The sequence below is a fragment of the Lacimicrobium sp. SS2-24 genome (genome assembly GCF_002201535.1).
In the GTDB taxonomy this organism is placed as follows: Bacteria; Pseudomonadota; Gammaproteobacteria; order Enterobacterales; family Alteromonadaceae; genus Lacimicrobium.
The window spans coordinates 1-18,542 of the sequence record NZ_NIWW01000011.1; the positions used below are offsets into that span (position 1 = coordinate 1).

Here is an 18,542-nt window from a genome sequence, read left to right on the forward strand (position 1 = left end):
AATCCATTCATTAATGCGCTTGTTAGGTAGCGAATTAAACCAAGTCAATAATCTTTAGTCTGAACTGCTCCAGATGATTGATAACCTCTGATAGCTTTTCAAAGTCATCATTAAAGTTTACTGAGAAAAGAACCTCTTCTGTTTCTTCTCTTACTCCCGACTTTCCTCTTAATTTGGAATTCTTCCGTAATAGACCAATTTCATGCTCCTGAGATAAATACGAATAATATCTAGAATGAACCAAGTCATTTCTGCGTTCCGCCAATTTCAATATTTTGGACATGAGTTTATGAAAATCTGACTTATCTGATTCTATGGTGTTATTTTTAACATCGATAAGTCTAGAAAACATAACATTAACGGTTTTTACTTTTTGAGAAAAGCTTAACTCATTCATCAATATTCGAATCATTTCATCATCTGAGTTAGCTATTAACTCAATTAAGTCTTTTATGAGAGTTTCGACTAATTGAAAATTATAAATAAACTTTCCTAATTGTTGGAAAGGTTGGTCTGACATTTGATAGCTACCTAACGCTTAGCTAAGGGGCGTGAACGTGCGGCGAAAATGGCGAAGCCGCCGCGCGCTTTCGTCTCAGTGACCGAAGGGAACGACTTAAGTGCTTTGTTAGCTGCCATTTTGCATTTGCTCAATATAGTCTTTAAATGATTTAAAGTAATCATTTCTGGATCTTTCGTTAATTTCTTTCCATTTATCTTTGGGCTCAAAAGCTACTGTGCTTTTAGAGAATGCATCCATACCATGCAAAGAAATCCAACGAGGGTCATACTTTCTCTCAGTGTTTGAATCCCAAAGCACAACCTTCTCTACAACTCTTTCTAAAACAGATATGTCTTTAAAAGCGTACTGATTTATTAAAGGGCCAAAATTTTGATTTAGTACGCTGACTGCTTGACGAGCACTTTTATCCAAAGCTTTGTTTGCATCACTTCTAGCTCGCAATTGTCCCGCATAAAACCAAAACATGCCTTCCTCTTTGTCACCTTTTTGAAAAAGTGAGTTAGATAAAACATAAAGAACAGGAGGGATGTAATTCTCTGGTTGATTAATGACAAGATCAATTGTGGTTTGATCACCATCTAGAACTTCTTTTAATACTTCATTTTGTTTTTTTAAATCTATTTCAGCGAACTCACCCTGTGGTTCAAAATAGTTTGTCTCTGCCTTTGCAAAAGTAAATATTAATAAAAAGAGAATTATTGCTGATATTTTCATAGTGCCTCCTTGGCAGCTAACGCCGTTTTAAGGGGCGCAAACCGTTGGCTATACTGCGCGAAGCGCTAAGCCAGCGAGTTTGCGTCCCAGCCCGTAGTTTGGGCGATTTGAAAACTTTGTTATAAGCCAAAATCTTCCCCATTTAAAAGAACCGGCGGACTCAACTGGCCAATCACTTCACTGATGAAACGGATATCCCCAGATAGAACGGAAATACAAAGTTCTGTCTCACAGATTGAATAGTCGAAGCTTTCAGAAGAGTCCATCATCAGTTGGACCAAATAATGTTCTCTTTTTCCGATTATCTTCGAAGAAATTGAGATAACGGAGATGTCTGACTCCACAGGTAAATTTGACAGTTCCTTCAACTTATCGCTTTGTTTTTTAGGTGAGAGAAAGTTTATTGACTGATAGCGTGAATCTTGCGACCAACAATAATAACTAATGTCGTCGCTGCTTCGCACGATCATTTTGCAACTTTCTGGAAGCTGAATGTCCTCACCAAAAATCGAGATTTTGTTCGACGCCAGAGAGTTTGACGAAAAGACGAATAAAAAAATGGCGAAAGTTAGTCTCATAGCTTCCCTGGATTATAACGCTGGGCTAAGCGGCGAGCAACTTGTTGCGAGTCCAGCGCACAGAGTGCGCGATGCTTGAGGCGCTTGTTAGCTTTTATTGAAAATCTCCACGTGCTTTTAAAACACCACTCTGTTTTAAGCGAAACAACTCATCAATGTAATTGCCATATACAGCGATAGCTTTTTGACCCTCTATTTTGTAGTAGGGTTCAGGAAACCAATGCTCTATATCCTCTTTGTCGTAATTTCCAATATCAATGACAACTGGATTCGCAAATTCAATTATTTCGGGCTTTATCGTTGTATTTTCATTGTATGAATGCGTGTAATCATATGTCGCGTAAGCCCCTGCCCATCTACCATCTTTTGTTTTATAAAGTGGCGTGAATTGATACTTCGAGTGGTAATACTTCCCCTCATGTTTTTCTAAATAGAGAAGAACGTATTCGTATTTTGAAAAAGGTGGCTTGCCATAATGATCGAAAACTGTGAATTCTATTTCCGATTCACTATAGGAGCCTCGATATGTCTCTAATACTTTATACCTTGCCCTGAATTGGCTATCAAAAGGAACCTCATCTTTTTCGGGTTCCACAGCTTTAATAGATATTTTTCCCCCAATAAACACTAAATACTTATCACCTTCTTCAGCAGAAACTCCTGAGAAAAAGAATAGTATTATCATTAGAATTATTCCTATGCGCATAATTTCTCCAGAAAGCTAACGCCCGCCTAAACGGCGAGCAACTTGTTGCGAGTCCAGCGCATGCAATGCGCGATGTTTGAGGCGTTTGTTAAGCATTTGGGCTGCCAGTAGCCTCGTACCGTTTTATATAGTTTTCAATTGGCTCAGCTGTGCCAGTGACGATAACATTACCGGTAGATTTCTCTACGATAAATGGAGCATTACCAGCAACCGCATAACTTAACTCGCCGGTTTTATGCCACATTTCCGAGGTATAGAAAAATACCCAGCCCCACTCTCTAGAAATAGTAGATTCATCTAGAACGATGTACCTATCTCCCTCTGGTTGAGGGTAAGAAGCTATCTCGTCTTCGATTTTCACTTTAGCTTCGAATTCGGTAATCATGCTTTTTCCATATGATGCTTAACAGTTTAATAGCGGGAAGAGTTCCTTGTTTAAACGCGGAAGACTTCCTCTTTTTTGTTTTTGTAGCATGTTTAGTCCGTCTGTACCACCCGCCATGTCTGCTCTGTGGCGCTGCGCGCAATTTGTTGCTGGGGAAAAGAGGAAAAGTTCCTCTTTTGTGCTGTTATCAGGAAGTTGGTCTAATGCTAGATAAAAAACAGCCTTCTGTGATAGCAGAGCGTGCCCGTCGCTGTTCGCGCAGAAATGCAGGCCCCCTAAACAAAAATGCCCTCGAAAGGGAGGGCATTCAGTGCATTCTTTATCGGGGCGAGTTACTCGGCGACCTGAGCGTTGTGATAAATATCCTGCACGTCGTCACAGTCGTTCAGCATATCCATAAACTTCTCAAACAGGGGAATGTCATCACCGGTGATGGTGGTGGTGGTCTGGGGTACAAAGGTGATTTCTTCGGTATCAAATTCGATATCTTCGAAGGCTTCGCTCAGCGCCGTTTTGACCTTGTAGAATTCCGTGTGTGGGGCAAAAACCGTGACCATGCCGTCTTCTACTTCAATATCGGTGACATCGGCATCGGCCATCATCAGGGCTTCGAGTACGGGCTCGTCGTCGTCGCCTTTAAAGGCAAAAATGGCCTGATGATCAAACATGTGCATCACTGCGCCGGGCGCGCCAATTTTGGCATTGGTTTTGGTAAAGCAATTGCGTACTTCGGTAATGGTGCGATTGTTGTTGTCGGTCAGACAATCCACAATCACCATACAACCACCGGGGCCGTAACCTTCATAGCGGGCGGTTGAATAGTCTTCACCCCCGGCGCCATTGGCTTTGTCGATGGCCTTTTCGACGACGTGGGCCGGTACCTGGTCTTTTTTCGCTTTTTCAATCAAACGGCGTAAGGAGAGGTTTGTATCGGGGTCAGGGCCGCCATTTTTAGCGGTGACATAAATCTCTTTACCATATTTTGAGTATACCTTGCTCTTTGCTGCCTGGGTTTTGGCCATCGCAACCTTGCGAACCTCAAATGCTCTGCCCATAAAATGCTCTCTTTTTTAACTGACTCATAGAAACCGCAGACGCCGCTGCGGTTTTCGGGAATAAAATCTGTGGGGGCGAATTTTAGCCTTAACTGAGGGGCGTTGACCAGTTTAATGACCTTTCTGGGTTTTTCTGCCGTTGAAGTAATGGGCTGCCAGCACGCCGGCCACAAAGCCGAACAGGTGGTATTCCCATGAAATAAAAGGCCGGCTGGGAAATACGCCAAAGATCATCGAGCCATAAATGGCGCCAACACCCAAAGAAATCAGAATCTTAATCAGATGGCGATGATAAAACCCGGCCAACAGCAAGAAGCCAAACTGGCCGTATATGAGCCCACTGGCACCAATGTGCAGAGCATAGCGTCCAAACAGCCATACCATCAGTCCCGACATGACAATGATCCACAGGTGCACAAAAAAGGCCCGTTTGTGACCGTATTCCAGCATCAGGAAAGCAAACAGGGGCAGTACCAGCATATTGGAAATAAAATGGGCCAGGCTGCCGTGTAAAAAGGGCGCGGTCAGAATGCCGGGCAGCGCCTGCACCTCACGGGGCAGCAAACCCAGCTGGTTGAGGCTGCGGCCCGTAAATAAATTAATCACTTCGATGACGGCAAATACCGCGGTGAAACCGAGAATAAGTTTAAGATTCTTTTTCAGCATGTTGCCCTCAATATCGCGTGAATAAAAAGTATCCCGTCAATGAAACGTGCATTCGCTCAGCCCAGCGTTTTACTTTATCCGGGCCATCTGCCCGGCGCAGGAAACAGGTGTCTATTATGGCTGCACCACAAGCATAGGCGGAACCACGTCGGGTTGCCCAAAGCCGGCGGGTTTTCCTAGAGTATGATGTGCGGCAGATAGCGCGACATATCCTGGGTAATCGGCCCGCTGTCTTCGCGCACCGAAATCCCCGCCGCCTGGTCATTAACCAGCCAGGAGCCAATCAGGGTGTGATTATTGCCAAACCGGGGCAGGGGATACCAGGCCTGATAAATAAAGCCTTCTTCGCCATAGGGGCCGTCGCTGTGCAGCAATGTTTGCTCCCCTTCCACCAGGCTGATATTGGCCCCTTCGCGGGAAAAAATCGGCTTTTTAATCAGCTTGCTGGAATAGCCCGCAGGCAAGTCCTGTTCAAACCAGGCCGGTAACAAATTCGGGTGTTGCGGGAACAGCTTCCATAACATCGGCAGCAGGGCCTTGTTTGAGAGTACTGATTTCCACAGAGGCTCCAGCCAGTTCACCTCGGCCGTTTCAAGGTGCTCGCCAAACTCTTCCTGCTGCATAAATTCCCAGGGGTAAAGTTTAAACAGACTGGAAATCACCCTGTCGGTCAGATCCGTAAAGTGCCCCGACTCACCCAGACCAATGTCCTCAATAAACACAAAATCATCCATCAGGCCGGCTTCACGGGCGCAGTCCTGAAGGTATTGTACGGTACCGCGATCTTCTTCGGTGTCTTTACAGCAGGCAAAGTGCATCTGATCAATAGCATAGTGCGCGGCAATGTCGGCAAAGCGCTGCACCAGCTTTTCCTGCAAAGAGTTAAACTGATCGGCCCCTTTACTGATTATGCCCCGGTTAACCTGCTCTTCGAGCCACAACCATTGCCAGAAGCCCGACTCATACAAACTGGTGGGGGTGTCGGCGTTGTTCTCATATAGCTTGGCGGGCCCCTTGCCCTGATAGGCCAGATCTAATCTTGAATACAGGCTTGGGTCGCGGCGCTTCCAGGAATCAGCAACGGGCTGCCAAAATGCTTCGGGAATACAAAAGGCGCGCAGCCATTGTTCGTCCCGTACGACTTTGTCTACCACTTCCAGGCACATCTGATGCAATGCTTCGGTGGGGGCTTCAAGATCCTGTTCTATTTGTTGCAGGGAAAACTGATAGTAGGCGGTTTCGTCCCAGTAGGGTTCCCCGTACATGGTATGAAAGTGGAAGCCAAATTCAGCCGCCTTTTGTTGCCAGTTAGCCCGCGGCGTAATTGGGAGTCTTAACATGAAGAGTCGTTCAAAGTTTTCAGGTCTCAGTTTTCAGACTGGTTTGGTGAGATTTTCGTATCGCATGCATTAATCCAACTATCATGGCGGAAATTTCCCGGGTTTCCTTTAGCCAGGCTTTAGCAGTTTGATTCTCGATGTAACCTACCTCAAGTCCAATGTAAATTTGTGTTCTTAGCTCTGCACTTGAGCCTTTTGCATAGTCGAGGAAACGCAGGAAGTCTTTTTTAGAATCCCTTTCTGCCCCTTCCGCGATGTTACTCGGTATGGATAGGGCTGAACGGGTAATCTGGTCTTTAAAGCCATAGTCCCGAGTCTCTCTGAACCACTTGTACAGCTCAGCAGATAATCTGGCTGAGCGCTTCCATACTTCCAGTTCTTCAAATTTCATTGTTCATTCCCTGAACACTTAAAACTGCTAACTGATAACTTGTTATCCGCCCCAGCTTCTGGAGCTGCTACCCCAGCTGGATTTTGCCCGTACGGTTGAGCCGAAACCACCGCGCTTGATGGTACGGGTCACGGCGGGCTTTTTCTTAAACGCGTCTTCTCCCACACGCAGATTACGATTGCGCAAGCTGCCATAGTCGTAGCCATCTGAGGTGATCCAGCGATTACGGTAAGAGGAGTAGGGCGAATAGGAGGTAAACAGCGGCTGTGAATAATAGCCCCGCGGAGACATCAGGTTGCTCAGCATGTAGCCTGCCATAAAGGGCATAAAGAACGAGCCGCTATTGGTTTCAACCTGGCGGCATTGCTGCTGGCCAAAGTCGTATTCACAATCCTGTGCGCTGTTATATTTCGGTGCCGTGCGTGCCGCTTCCTGCAAGGCTTGCTCATAGGCCGCGCGGCACTGCTGGGCAAACTCGGGGTTGTCATCAATGCAGTCATCAGGCGAGGTATACACACTGGCTTCCTGACGGTTGCCACAGGCGCTGAGCATCACCGTGGCCACACCAATGGCCAGCGGTTTAACGGCAAACCCTTTGCGCATCCGATTCAGATTAATTCCGCTGGAACGTTTCTGACCCTGAGGTTGTGACGAGTCCTGCTGAAGTTCGGGCAGTTTATCTTGCATACTCTCCTCCTATCAGTAGGTCATACAGGCGGCATTGAGCAGGCCGATGGCAATAGACATGGCGGCCAGCATTACACCGGCAGAGATCTCATTGTTGTTAATACGCTCAACAATTTTTGGCATGAAGGTGAAACGCAGCAATGCAAATGCCAGCAATTGCGCTATCAATGCCACTGCGCCCCAGACCGCAAAGTCAATTAACGACACGGCGTTACTGGCAGCACCGGCTAGGGCAATACTGAAACCGACCACAGAGCCACCGAAACCTGCGGCTGCGGCAATGCTCTTGTCTTCTTTTACCAGCTTCCATTCGTCGTGGGGTGTCACCAGTGCATAGAGCACCTTAAAGACAAACAGCAGAATGATTGAAACTATAAAATACAGGGCAAAGTTTCCTAAACCGGAGAGTGATAACATCACGGCGTCCATAACTATTCCTCGTTGTTAGTGTTGTTCTGTTTGTTTTACCCAGCATACGCGATCGTCAGCAAGGGTAAAGCGGCAATCGGTATCAGGGTGTGAGCGGCCTGTATCGCGCTGCTGACAAACGCTTAAGAGCGTTAAACCCTGTTAGCCATTAATTTTAATGTCTGCCGGTTGCAGGTTGAAACCGGTGCTGATCACCAGACAACGGTCGGCATTGTTGTCGATAATTTTCTCTTCACCGCTGACCATTACAAATTCGGCGTCATTGTTTTCCAGTGGCCGCTCGTACAGCATCACAAACTGGTCGGTTTCACTGATGTCGCCGTCTTCTTCATAAGTTTTTTCGGTCATGGCCACGGGCGGGGAATCTTCGCCTATGGCATCCCACACCCGGGTGAACTGATGGTCGGCCAGGTCATAGTGCGGCTTTGAAATATCAGTGTTGATAAGCGTTTGCCACTGACTGTCTGAACCCACGGTTTTGGTGTCGTAGAAGTACCAGAGTTTGACATCGGTGATATGTTGTTCGGTGTCACCGCCATCCAGCACCACCTGCAAAAACGCGTCGTCATCGGTGTAAAAGCGTAACAGCTTGCCGCCGCTGTCCAGTTCCACTTCGCCCACGGCCTGAATCAGGTGGGTACTGGCCGCGCCATCGATAAGAAGCTGTGGTTGTAACAGTCTGAGTTTCAGCTCATCTAACTGAAACGAGCCGCCCAGATACAACCCCATCACCTCAGGGGCTTTGGGGCCTGCGGGTGGTTGTTTCTTGCCAAACCATTTACTCAGCATAAAACGCCTCCCAGTTTGGATTAGCGATACGTCGCTCGGCAATGTAGTAAATCTTATCACCGTCACTGACTTGTCTGTCTGACAAGGGGTTGAGGGTGATGTTTTTCTGCCCGTCAGCCAGAGCGATAAGCGTCGCATCATAATGTTTCTTCATGCCGGTAAACAGTTGTCCGACGGTCAGGGGCTTTGAGAGCTGGGGCAGGGCGACGGAGTATTGTGCCTGGCCTTCCTGAACACTGAGTAAATCGTGATGCAGGGCACTGGAGCCCGGGTCAAAGGCCGATTTGGCCAGCATTTCAACGGCCACACTGGGTGTGCACTCCACGTTGGGGCAATGCTGTCGCAGCAGGCTCACCAGACTTTCATCTTTGAAATAGGCAATAATATGGCTGTCAGGGTTGCGTTTACTGGCATACAACGCCGCGGTCATGGTCATGTCATCAAAGTCGTTATCAATGATGATAACGCTGGCATCGGCAATGCAGGCTCTGTTCATGTCGGCATCCTGATTAAAGGACTCGACCTTTACAAACTCCACCTTGTCCGGCATCGGATTCTCTACGTCGGCCTTCACGCACAGGGCAATATCAGGGGAATTAGGCGCATGTTCCTTTTCCCTTAACAGCAGATTGAGTAGTTGAATGGTGCGCTGGCCATTCCAGCCAATCACCAGAATATGGTGATCCAGATGCAGATCTTTCATTCCCTTCGCTCCTTTAAACCATTGCTGAGAGACCCAGGCGGCGGCCCGCCCCAGGATCAGGGCGAATAAGCTCAGTCCCACCGGTATGATAACCAGTGAGACCACATATTTACCGGCGTCGGTGACCGGAGACAAATCCCCGTAGCCCACGGTAGAACTGGTGACCACCAACCAGTACAGGTAGTCGGGCCATTGATAAAGCGATGGCTCATTGGCCCATACCAATAACAACCAGCTGACCGCTGCATAAACGAAAAACGCCGATACGATAACGTACCAGCGCATTTCTTGCAGATAACGACTGAGCAGTTTGCGCAGTTTAAACAGTACCAAAACGGCCCCCGTTACTTACCCAGAATCCGGCTAAGTTCGTCATCGGCGGAGGACTGGCCTCCTTTTATACCTGCGGCGGCGAGTCTGGCGCTCAGATCGTCGTTATCCTCAGTGCTGGCCAGTTCTTCGGCGGCTTCGAGTTCAGCACTGCGCATATTCTGGCGCTTCTGAATTCTGTCCAGCGACTCCGTGGCGGTTTTCATTTTGCTATTGGCTCCAAGATGGCGCGATGACACCGCAACCTGAGCCTTTTGCACCGATTCGGTCGCCTTGACCATATCGACTTGCTGTTCCAATCGACGCAGATTGGCTTTTGCCTGCGTAATATTGGCGGCCAGCTTCTTTTCCGATTGTTTGAACTGATCCAGCATTTGCTGCTCAGCGTCCTGCTCGGCACGCAATTCAGAGACCTTTTGCGCACAATCCAGTGCCAGTTGACGATCTTTGTCGGCAGCCTGACGGGCATGGTTCTCATACTCACTGATAGAGCCGGCCAGACTGTCTACTTTTTGCTGAGCCAGTTTGCACTTGGCCAGAATCTGCGTACGGGCGTGATCCGACTTGCGCAGCTCTTCTTTCGCTTCACGGATTTCCTGCTCCAGGATACGAATGGCCTGACTGTCGGCTACGGACTCGGCAGCCTCAGTGACACCGCCTTTTACCGCGGTGATTAGTTTTTTCCAAACAGACATAGTGCCTCCTCGTTTACTTTAAATGATCCTGATAGGCATCCAGGAAAGACGCCACATTCTGGAACAGGGTTTCCACTTCAATCACGATGCTTTCTGCTTTGGACTGAGAGCTCAACGCCCCGAAGGCGGTGTAGTACTCTTCATCGGCCACAACAGAGATGCCCACTGTGGTCAGCGGGAAAAGCATATGGGTTTTGAGAATTTCTTCGTTCAACGCGGCCTTGTCTTTCACTTCTGCCACAGAGAACAGCAAGGTCTCGACGATAATCTGTTCACCGCTGATAGCCAGCCAGGCATCAATGCCGTCTTCATTGGCAACCAACAAGCAGTCCTGCTGGCGGGTAACGACAAGATCTTTGTTGTCGCTGAACAGGGTTTCTAACTGAGCAAGGTCCCAGGTCATGTTTTACTCCTTTAACGGACGCAGCAATTCTTACAGGCAAATATCATAGCCAGACAAAATCTTTGACGTCAAATATTATTTTATTTATTTTTGAAATATATAAAGTCTTAATGTAAATTATATGTCACAAATAGATGTTTTGGAGGGGGTATGCAAGGGCCCAATGCAAATTGGCGTCAACTGGTTCAGCGGCTCATAAAAGCGCAGATGTCCCGGCGTGGCGTCAAATATCAGGATTTGAGTGAGCGTCTTACCCGCATCGGTATTGATCAAAGCGCAGACAACCTGAGAAATAAAGTGAATAAGGGAATTCTGGGGGCGGATCTATTGTTACAAATTATGTTTGTGCTCAATGCCCGTCCCATTGAGCGAGAAGAGATCCTGGATATCTTCAAGGAAATGGGGGTCACACTGCCTGATTAAAAGTCGTCAGTTTTCAGTTGGCAGTTCTCAGTAAAAAGCAACTGACGACTGACAACTGGTAACTGACAACTGGCAACTGGTTATTTGTGCATAAGCCGGGCGATAATACTGGCCATACGGTCTTTTACCTCGAGTAAGGTGCGGTTGTCCTGCTCACAAGACCCGGCATGTTCACCGTTTACTCTGGCAATTTCAGACAATTCATTCAGGTTGCTGAGAATGCGTTCACTGACGCCATTTTGTTGCCCCGCGGTGCCCGAAATACGCCGATTCAGCTCGTCAATGTGGGCAATGGCATCATTGATTTTTTGCAGGTGCTCATCGGCGGCGTGCACCTTGCTGACGCTTTCACTGGTTTGTTGTTGCCCTTGTTCAATGGCCTGCACAGCATTACTGGCCCCTTGCTGAACATTCTGAATCATCTGCTGAATTTCTTCGGTGGATTGCTGGGTACGGGCAGCGAGGGTCCTGACTTCATCGGCAACCACGGCAAAACCACGGCCCTGTTCACCTGCCCGCGCTGCTTCAATGGCCGCATTCAGGGCTAACAGGTTGGTTTGTTCCGCAATGCCTTTAATCACATCCAGTACGGTGCCAATTTTGCGGGCGTCGTCATCCAGTGCACCGATGACGCCAGCGGTTTGCTGAATTTGTTCCGAGGTCTGACTAATGGTGCTGATGCTTTGCTTCATTACTTCAATACTGCTACCGGCGGCATGGCGGGCCTCATTGGCAGCACCCGCCGCATCATCGGCATGATGCGTGACTTCGCTGGCATATTGTGTCATTTGCTGCACCGACTGATGCATGGCATCGGTGCCCCGGTTTTGCTCGGTCACCCCATCACTGATAGCGCTGGCGCTGTCGGTCAGGCTCATACAGACGGTATCGAGCTCTTTTTGCGTGGTATCCAGGTCGCTGCAGATGTCGAGCAGACTTTGCCTGAGACTCTCGATGGCCCGTGACATACGCCCGATTTCGTCCTGGCTCTGAATAATCACCTGTTCCTGCAACCGCCCCTTACTCACATTGCGCAGATGATCAATCAAAGTAGTCAGCGGACGCACCACTTTGGCATTCATAAATAAGGCGCTCAGCGCAATGCTGATGACAATGGCAAGGGCAATGGCCACTATACTCATGCTGATGGCACGGTTAGCCTGAGCACGGGTTTGTTCACTCTGTTGCACAATAATGTCGTGCAACTGCTCACTTAACGCTTCCAGCTGCTTGGTGGGCGCTCTGTCAATTCCGGCAACGGCCTGGTCACCGGCGCGATGATCATAATTGCTGTCGATATAGGCCTGATACCCTTTCTGATATTCTGCCAGCATGGCTTTGTGGGTGGCCTGAAAGGCTGACATCTGGCCCTTGAGCCCGTCGTTGATCGGTATGCTTAAAAAACGGTTGCTGTCCTGCTGAATCTTTTCATGCAGCGCCATAAAGCTGTTCCAGTATTTTTGCAGGCGTGCGGCGTCATGGCCTCGCAGCAGCACGTTTTTCCATTCCTGTACCTGGCGTTTAAAGTTCAGATTAATGTTGTCGGACAATGTGGTGGCGGCCACTTCCTGTTGCACCAGCTGGTCATAACGGGCAATTTGCGACGACAGCATCCAGATACCCATGGCGGCGATCAGCCCCACGGCGATAATACCGGCCCCTAGCAATCCCAGAATTTTGGGACGAAGTCTTTGAAAACGCTCAGGTAACATAAACACCTCTGACAAATAGCGGGAAGATGGGTCGCCGAATAAACGGCGCCGGCATTGTAAAAGAAATGCCTGCACAGTAGATGAAAGTTTTGTGACAGCCGCTTGTCGGTTGCGCGCTGTCCGATTGCCGTTGTGCCGTGCAAAGCATAGAATAGCGGCCTTTTTGACAGCACAAAGACTGACAGCATTAAAGGGTGCACCTGATGAAAGTATCTGACTTCCGTTTTGACCTGCCGGATGAGTTGATTGCCCGGTACCCTGCCGAGCAACGTTCCGCCAGCCGTTTACTGCACCTAAATGGTCGCACCGGTGAGCTGGCGCATTTGCAGTTTCCTCATATTGTGGACCTGCTGGAGCCCGGAGATTTGCTGGTGTTTAACGACACCAGGGTGATCCCGGCGCGGCTGTTAGGCAAAAAGGACAGTGGCGGTCAGGTGGAAGTGCTGGTCGAGCGCATTCTGGATGACCACCGGGTGCTTGCCCATGTTCGTGCCAGTAAAGCCCCTAAACCTGGCACTATGCTGAGACTCGAAGGTGAGCTCAATGCGGAAATGGTGCAGCGCCACGATACCTTATTTGAACTGCGTTTTGAGCACGAACAGCCAGTACTGACATTGCTTGAACAATACGGCCATATGCCGCTTCCGCCTTATATTGACCGTCCGGATGAAAAAACCGACAAAGAACGTTACCAGACGGTATATAGCAGTAAACCCGGCGCAGTGGCTGCACCCACCGCCGGCCTGCATTTTGACCAGCCGATACTGGATAAGTTAAAGGCCAAAGGTATCAACACGGCGTTTGTGACCCTGCATGTCGGCGCCGGTACCTTTCAGCCGGTGCGCGTGGAAGAGGTGACAGAGCATCAGATGCATTCTGAATACGCAGAAGTGCCTGAGCAGGTCGTGGAGGCGGTATTGGCGACCAAGGCGGCCGGTAAACGGGTGGTGGCCGTGGGCACCACATCGGTGCGCTCTTTGGAGTCGGCCGCCAAGGCCGCGCTGGAAAAGGGTGAGGCGCTGCAACCTTTTTTCAGTGACACAAACATCTTTATTTACCCCGGGTATCAGTTTGAAGTGGTGGATGCCATGTTAACGAACTTTCACCTGCCGGAATCCACACTGATCATGCTGGTAAGTGCCTTTGCCGGAAAAGACAACATTATGCACGCCTACGAGCAGGCGGTTGCCAACCAGTATCGTTTTTTCAGCTACGGCGATGCCATGTTTCTTGAGCGTCAATGAGTAAAGGTGCCGGCCTGAGTCAGACCGGCATCAACAGTCATTGTGTCAGTCAGGCGGTGTCAAACCTTGCGTGCCATAAAGCGCCAGCGTGGGTTGAAGTTGCAGTAAATAAGTTCGGGGCAGTCAAACATACACTTTGGCGTTGTGAGGGTATATAATCGCTGCTCTTTTTTGCCCCGAATTTGGGTTGCAGGCGACTCAGCCTTGGACTGTTTTCCGATGTGCTGATAAGGAACATTATGAAATTTGAATTACTCGCCACTGACGGCAAGGCCCGTCGTGGTCGTCTTGAGTTTGAGCGGGGTACGGTTGAAACCCCCGCGTTTATGCCGGTTGGTACCTATGGCACGGTAAAAGGCATGACGCCGGAAGAGCTGAAAGACACCGGTGCAGAAATCTGCCTGGGTAATACCTTTCACCTGATGCTTCGTCCCGGCACAGAAATCATGAAGATGCACGGTGATCTGCATGATTTTATGCACTGGCAAAAACCTATTCTTACTGACTCCGGTGGTTTTCAGGTCTTCAGCCTGGGCGACTTGCGTAAAATCAGTGAAGAAGGGGTGACCTTTCGTTCACCCATCAATGGTGAAAAAATCATGCTGACGCCGGAAACTTCCATGCAGGTGCAGCGCGATTTAGGGGCCGACATTGTCATGATTTTTGATGAATGTACGCCTTATCCGGCCACCTATGAAGAAGCGCGGGTGTCCATGGAGCTGTCATTACGCTGGGCTGAGCGGAGTAAAGCGGCCCATGGCGATAACCCCTCAGCACTGTTTGGCATAGTGCAGGGCGGTATGTATGAGGAACTGCGCCAGTTATCATTAGAAGGACTGGAAAAAATCGGTTTCGATGGGTACGCCATTGGCGGCCTGTCGGTTGGTGAGCCAAAAGAAGACATGATTCGGGTGCTGGATCATACCGCTCACCGCATTCCACAAAACAAGCCCCGTTATCTGATGGGCGTGGGTAAACCCGAAGACATTGTCGAAGCGGTGCGCCGTGGTATTGATATGTTTGACTGCGTCATGCCCACCCGTAATGCCAGAAACGGACATTTGTTTGTGACAGAGGGCGTGATTAAGATTCGCAACGCCCGCCACAAGACGGATACTGCGCCACTGGATGAAAAATGTGACTGTTACACTTGTAAAAACTATTCACGGTCATATTTACATCACTTAGATAAGTGCAATGAGATACTCGGTGCGCGCCTTAATACGATCCATAACCTGCGCTATTACCAGCGGGTAATGGAAGGGCTGAGAGCGGCCATTGCCGATAATACGCTGGATCAGTTTGTGGCCGACTTTTATGCTGCTAAAGACATGCCGGTACCACCGCTGAACGAGACGCAGGAATAGTGTCATGATTTGCTGTCTGACAGGCAGCCCGAACAATGAGCGTGCGGCAAAAGCCGTCGCAAAAACAACGAAAACAACAAACTAGGGGAATAATATGAGCTTTTTTATCTCTAACGCCTACGCCCAGGCAGCGCCTGCGGGCAATCAGGGTGGTGGCTTTGAAATGCTGATCATGCTGGGTATTTTCGGCCTGATTTTCTACTTTATGCTGTATCGTCCACAGGCGAAGCGTGCCAAAGAGCACAAAAACCTGATCGCGTCACTGAGCAAAGGCGATGAAGTGCTGACCCAGGGCGGCATGGTCGGTAAAATTGCAAAGGTCAGCGATGACAAAGATTTTATCGAACTGGCACTGAATGACAGCACCAATGTGGTGGTGCAGAAGTCATCGGTCGCAGCCGTGCTTCCTAAAGGCACCATGAAAAATATCTGAGGATGAAAAAAGGCGGCGTGGCCGCCTTCTTTATTCATCCCGGCCCGCAGAGTGGGCAGCAGTACCGGAATCATTCAGGCATTTCGGTGTTTAGATCAAAAGGATAAGTCAGTGTTAAACAAGTATCCCTTATGGAAGTACATCATGGTCATCCTGGTGATTGCCATGTGTGCTTTATATGCGTCTCCGAACCTCTACGGTGAGGATCACGCTGTGCAGATATCTGCCGGGCGTAATGCGGTGGTGGATTTGAGTCTGATGGACAGAGTCAGTGAGCATCTTGACGAGACTGGGATCTCAGTAAAATCCGTTGAGATGGAAGATGACCAGTTACTGATACGGGTAGCCGATGGTGATGAGCAGCTCAATGCCCGGGACTCGCTGGCGGCCTTGCTGGGCAGTAACTATGTGGTGGCACTGAACCTGGCACCTGCTGCGCCAGACTGGTTGCAAAACATCGGTGCCAGTCCGATGAAGCTCGGCCTCGATTTGCGTGGCGGCGTACACTTTCTGATGGAAGTGGATATGAATGCCGCCATTACCCGTGCGCAGGAACAGATGGTGGATGATTTTCGCAATAGCCTGCGAGAAGAGCGCCTGCGTTATCGCCGGGTTGAGCAGGTAGGAGACAAGGTCGAGGTGCAGTTCCGTGATCAGGAAACGCTGGAAGAGGCGATTCGCTTTCTGAGCACCAACAATCCGGATCTGGTTATCGAAGAAGCGGGCGAACAGACCCTTCAAGCCGGGTTGTCAGAACAACGTGCCCGCGAAATTCAGGAATACGCCCTCAAGCAAAACATTACTATCATGCGTAACCGGGTGAACCAGTTAGGTGTTGCCGAGCCAGTGATTCAGCGTCAGGGCGCCGATCGTATTGTGGTGCAATTGCCCGGCATTCAGGACACTGCCCGTGCCAAAGAAATCCTCAACGCCACCGCAACACTGCAGTTCCGCCTGGTGGACCTGGATCATGATGTGCGTGATGCCGTTGACGGGCGTGTACCGCCGGGTTCACAGCTGTTGATGGACCGTAACGGCCAGCCGCAACTGCTGCAGAAACAGGTGATGCTCACCGGTGACCACATCATTGATGCAAACAGCAGCTTCGATGAATATGGGCGTCCGCAGGTTAATATTGACCTGGACTCTGAAGGCGGCAGTAAGATGTCCCGCAGCACCAAGGACAACATTGGTAAGCCCATGGCCACCGTATTTATTGAATACAAGCCAAGTGGCAGGACCGATGCTAACGGCAAGATTATTTTCGATAAACACGAAGAAGTCATCAATGTGGCAACAATTCAGGCCCGCCTGGGTAACAGTTTCCGCATTACCGGTATCGACTCACCGGCTGAGGCACAGAATCTGTCGTTGTTGCTGCGTGCCGGTGCACTGGTAGCGCCTATTCAGATTGTCGAAGAACGCACCGTCGGGCCCAGCCTGGGTCAGGAAAACATCGATCTGGGTATGCAGGCCATTGTCTGGGGTCTGGTATTGATACTGGTGTTTATGGTGGCCTACTACAAGAAATTTGGTCTGGTCGCCAATGCTGCGCTGGTGGTGAACCTGGTGATGATTGTCGGCGTGATGTCGATGATTCCCGGTGCCACACTGACCTTACCCGGTATGGCCGGTATCGTGCTGACGGTAGGTATGGCGGTGGATGCCAATGTGCTGATTTTCGAGCGTATTCGTGAAGAACTGCGCGATGGTCGCAGTCCACAGCAGGCTATCCATCATGGTTATGACAGCGCCTTGTCGACCATTGCTGATGCCAACATCACGACGCTGATTGCGGCGGTTATCCTGTTTGCTGTTGGCACCGGGCCGGTGAAAGGTTTCTCCATCACCCTGGCCATCGGTATTCTTACCTCCATGTTTACCGCTATTGTTGGCACACGTGCCATCGTGAATGCGGTCTGGGGCGGTAAGCGCCTGAACAAACTCTCAATCTAGGGGAAATGTAGTATGCGACTGTTTAAGTTTGATCAAGAAATCCCCTTTATGTCACTGCGTGTGCCGGCAATGCTCTTGTCCGCCTTCCTGGTGATCGGCTCTATCGTCTCCCTGGCGTTCAATCAGCTGAACTGGGGGCTGGATTTCACCGGCGGTACGGTCATTGAAGTGGGCTATGAGGGCGCTGCGGATCTCAGCGAGGTTCGCCGTCAGCTGCAACAAGCTGAGTTTGGCGATGCCGTGGTGCAGAATTTTGGCAGCAGTTTAGACGTGCTGATCCGACTGGCACCCCGTGAGGGGGTCAAAGCAGCCACCATGGGCGACCAGGTTATGGCAGCGCTTCGCAGCGACGGTCAGCAGGTAGAGATGCGCCGCATTGAGTTCGTCGGACCACAGGTGGGACAGGAACTCACCGAGCAGGGCGGTCTGGCCATGCTGGTGGCGCTGATCTGTATTCTGATGTACGTGGCCATGCGTTTCGAATGGCGTTTTGGCGTCGGCTCGGTGGCGGCATTGGCGCACGATGTCATCATTACCCTGGGGTTGTTTTCAATTCTTCAGCTGGAGTTCGATCTGACCGTACTGGCGGCGCTGCTGGCGGTGATTGGTTACTCACTGAATGACACCATCGTGGTCATGGACCGTATCCGTGAGAATTTCCGTAAACTCAGAAAAGGTTCACCTGAGGAGATCATTAACTGGTCACTGACGCAGACCTTTAACCGTACGGTGATTACCTCATTGACCACCGTGCTGGTGTTGCTGGCGTTGTTTTTCAAAGGCGGTGCGTTGATTCATGGCTTCGCAACAGCCCTGCTGATGGGTGTCATTATCGGTACCTATTCCTCTATTTATGTTGCCAGCTCGATTTCACTGGCGATGGGGATCAGCAAGGAAGATCTGATGCCACCCGAGGTGGAAAAAGAAGGTGCCGACCAGGACCCACTGGTGTAAAGGCATACCCCTGTGGTGTAAAAGCATAAAGAGTGCAGAAACAAAAAGACCGCCAACTG

General features: G+C 49.7%; 21 protein-coding genes. 6 read left to right on the forward strand and 15 right to left on the reverse strand.

Translation table 11 applies throughout. The features are described from left to right. Positions 1-34: 34 nt before the first annotated feature. The 14 genes from CCY32_RS15635 to CCY32_RS15705 form a co-directional block, all read right to left on the reverse strand. The gene (locus CCY32_RS15635; RefSeq protein WP_088332377.1) at positions 35-520 is read right to left on the reverse strand and encodes a hypothetical protein; all 486 of its coding nucleotides are present in this window, start codon (positions 518-520) and stop codon (positions 35-37) included. A gap of 108 nt (positions 521-628) precedes the next feature. Continuing rightward, entirely contained in the window at positions 629-1,237 is a 609-nt protein-coding gene (locus tag CCY32_RS15640) for a hypothetical protein (protein WP_088332379.1), read from the reverse strand. 672 nt (positions 1,238-1,909) lie between these two features. After that, a complete protein-coding gene (locus tag CCY32_RS15650) occupies positions 1,910-2,500 on the reverse strand; it encodes a hypothetical protein (RefSeq protein WP_141096249.1) in 591 nt (196 codons plus the stop codon). Positions 2,501-2,609: 109 nt separating this feature from the next. Further along, positions 2,610-2,906, reverse strand: a complete 297-nt coding sequence (locus CCY32_RS15655) for a YrhB domain-containing protein (protein ID WP_088332385.1) — start codon at positions 2,904-2,906, stop codon at positions 2,610-2,612. Positions 2,907-3,238: 332 nt separating this feature from the next. Next, a complete protein-coding gene (locus tag CCY32_RS15660) occupies positions 3,239-3,961 on the reverse strand; it encodes a YebC/PmpR family DNA-binding transcriptional regulator (protein WP_088332387.1) in 723 nt (240 codons plus the stop codon). A 111-nt stretch (positions 3,962-4,072) separates the two neighbouring features. Continuing rightward, positions 4,073-4,627 carry a rhomboid family intramembrane serine protease gene (locus CCY32_RS15665; RefSeq protein ID WP_088332389.1) on the reverse strand — a complete coding sequence of 185 codons (555 nt, stop codon included), beginning with the start codon at positions 4,625-4,627 and terminating at the stop codon, positions 4,073-4,075. A 176-nt stretch (positions 4,628-4,803) separates the two neighbouring features. Continuing rightward, positions 4,804-5,967, reverse strand: coding sequence for a glutathionylspermidine synthase family protein (locus tag CCY32_RS15670; RefSeq protein WP_088332391.1), 1,164 nt, complete (start codon positions 5,965-5,967; stop codon positions 4,804-4,806). Positions 5,968-5,986: 19 nt separating this feature from the next. Further along, the gene (locus tag CCY32_RS15675; protein WP_088332393.1) at positions 5,987-6,358 is read right to left on the reverse strand and encodes a four helix bundle protein; all 372 of its coding nucleotides are present in this window, start codon (positions 6,356-6,358) and stop codon (positions 5,987-5,989) included. Between the two features lie 42 nt (positions 6,359-6,400). Continuing rightward, a complete protein-coding gene (locus tag CCY32_RS15680) occupies positions 6,401-7,045 on the reverse strand; it encodes a DUF1190 family protein (protein ID WP_088332395.1) in 645 nt (214 codons plus the stop codon). A gap of 12 nt (positions 7,046-7,057) precedes the next feature. Then, positions 7,058-7,474 carry a DUF350 domain-containing protein gene (locus CCY32_RS15685; protein WP_088332397.1) on the reverse strand — a complete coding sequence of 139 codons (417 nt, stop codon included), beginning with the start codon at positions 7,472-7,474 and terminating at the stop codon, positions 7,058-7,060. Positions 7,475-7,615: 141 nt separating this feature from the next. After that, positions 7,616-8,263 carry a YjfK family protein gene (locus tag CCY32_RS15690; RefSeq protein WP_088332399.1) on the reverse strand — a complete coding sequence of 216 codons (648 nt, stop codon included), beginning with the start codon at positions 8,261-8,263 and terminating at the stop codon, positions 7,616-7,618. Then, positions 8,253-9,251: an ion channel gene (locus tag CCY32_RS15695; RefSeq protein ID WP_088332543.1), complete on the reverse strand. Its 999-nt coding sequence runs from the start codon at positions 9,249-9,251 to the stop codon at positions 8,253-8,255. Before CCY32_RS15695 ends, CCY32_RS15690 begins: the two co-directional genes overlap by 11 nt. A 59-nt stretch (positions 9,252-9,310) precedes the next feature. After that, positions 9,311-9,991 (reverse strand): PspA/IM30 family protein, encoded by a 681-nt coding sequence (locus CCY32_RS15700; RefSeq protein WP_088332401.1) that lies wholly within the window; start codon positions 9,989-9,991, stop codon positions 9,311-9,313. A gap of 13 nt (positions 9,992-10,004) precedes the next feature. After that, positions 10,005-10,394, reverse strand: a complete 390-nt coding sequence (locus tag CCY32_RS15705) for a DUF2170 family protein (protein WP_088332403.1) — start codon at positions 10,392-10,394, stop codon at positions 10,005-10,007. Between the two features lie 150 nt (positions 10,395-10,544). Here CCY32_RS15705 and CCY32_RS15710 point away from each other — a divergent pair, with 150 nt between their 5' ends. Then, positions 10,545-10,817, forward strand: coding sequence for a DUF6471 domain-containing protein (locus CCY32_RS15710; protein WP_088332405.1), 273 nt, complete (start codon positions 10,545-10,547; stop codon positions 10,815-10,817). An 80-nt stretch (positions 10,818-10,897) separates the two neighbouring features. On the opposite strand, the gene CCY32_RS15715 is transcribed toward CCY32_RS15710, so the two are convergent. After that, on the reverse strand, positions 10,898-12,529 hold the full coding sequence (locus tag CCY32_RS15715) for a methyl-accepting chemotaxis protein (RefSeq protein WP_088332407.1): 1,632 nt from the start codon (positions 12,527-12,529) through the stop codon (positions 10,898-10,900). Positions 12,530-12,732: 203 nt separating this feature from the next. On the opposite strand from CCY32_RS15715, the gene queA reads away from it, so the two are divergent. The 5 genes from queA to secF all read left to right on the forward strand — a co-directional run bounded on the left by queA (position 12,733) and on the right by secF (position 18,483). Beyond that, the gene (queA, locus tag CCY32_RS15720; RefSeq protein ID WP_088332409.1) at positions 12,733-13,773 is read left to right on the forward strand and encodes a tRNA preQ1(34) S-adenosylmethionine ribosyltransferase-isomerase QueA; all 1,041 of its coding nucleotides are present in this window, start codon (positions 12,733-12,735) and stop codon (positions 13,771-13,773) included. Positions 13,774-14,012: 239 nt separating this feature from the next. Then, on the forward strand, positions 14,013-15,140 hold the full coding sequence (gene tgt / locus CCY32_RS15725; RefSeq protein ID WP_088332410.1) for a tRNA guanosine(34) transglycosylase Tgt: 1,128 nt from the start codon (positions 14,013-14,015) through the stop codon (positions 15,138-15,140). A gap of 94 nt (positions 15,141-15,234) precedes the next feature. Further along, entirely contained in the window at positions 15,235-15,573 is a 339-nt protein-coding gene (gene yajC, locus CCY32_RS15730) for a preprotein translocase subunit YajC (RefSeq protein WP_088332412.1), read from the forward strand. Between the two features lie 111 nt (positions 15,574-15,684). Beyond that, on the forward strand, positions 15,685-17,529 hold the full coding sequence (gene secD / locus CCY32_RS15735) for a protein translocase subunit SecD (RefSeq protein WP_088332545.1): 1,845 nt from the start codon (positions 15,685-15,687) through the stop codon (positions 17,527-17,529). 12 nt (positions 17,530-17,541) lie between these two features. After that, on the forward strand, positions 17,542-18,483 hold the full coding sequence (gene secF / locus CCY32_RS15740) for a protein translocase subunit SecF (RefSeq protein WP_088332414.1): 942 nt from the start codon (positions 17,542-17,544) through the stop codon (positions 18,481-18,483). Positions 18,484-18,542 lie beyond the last annotated feature (59 nt).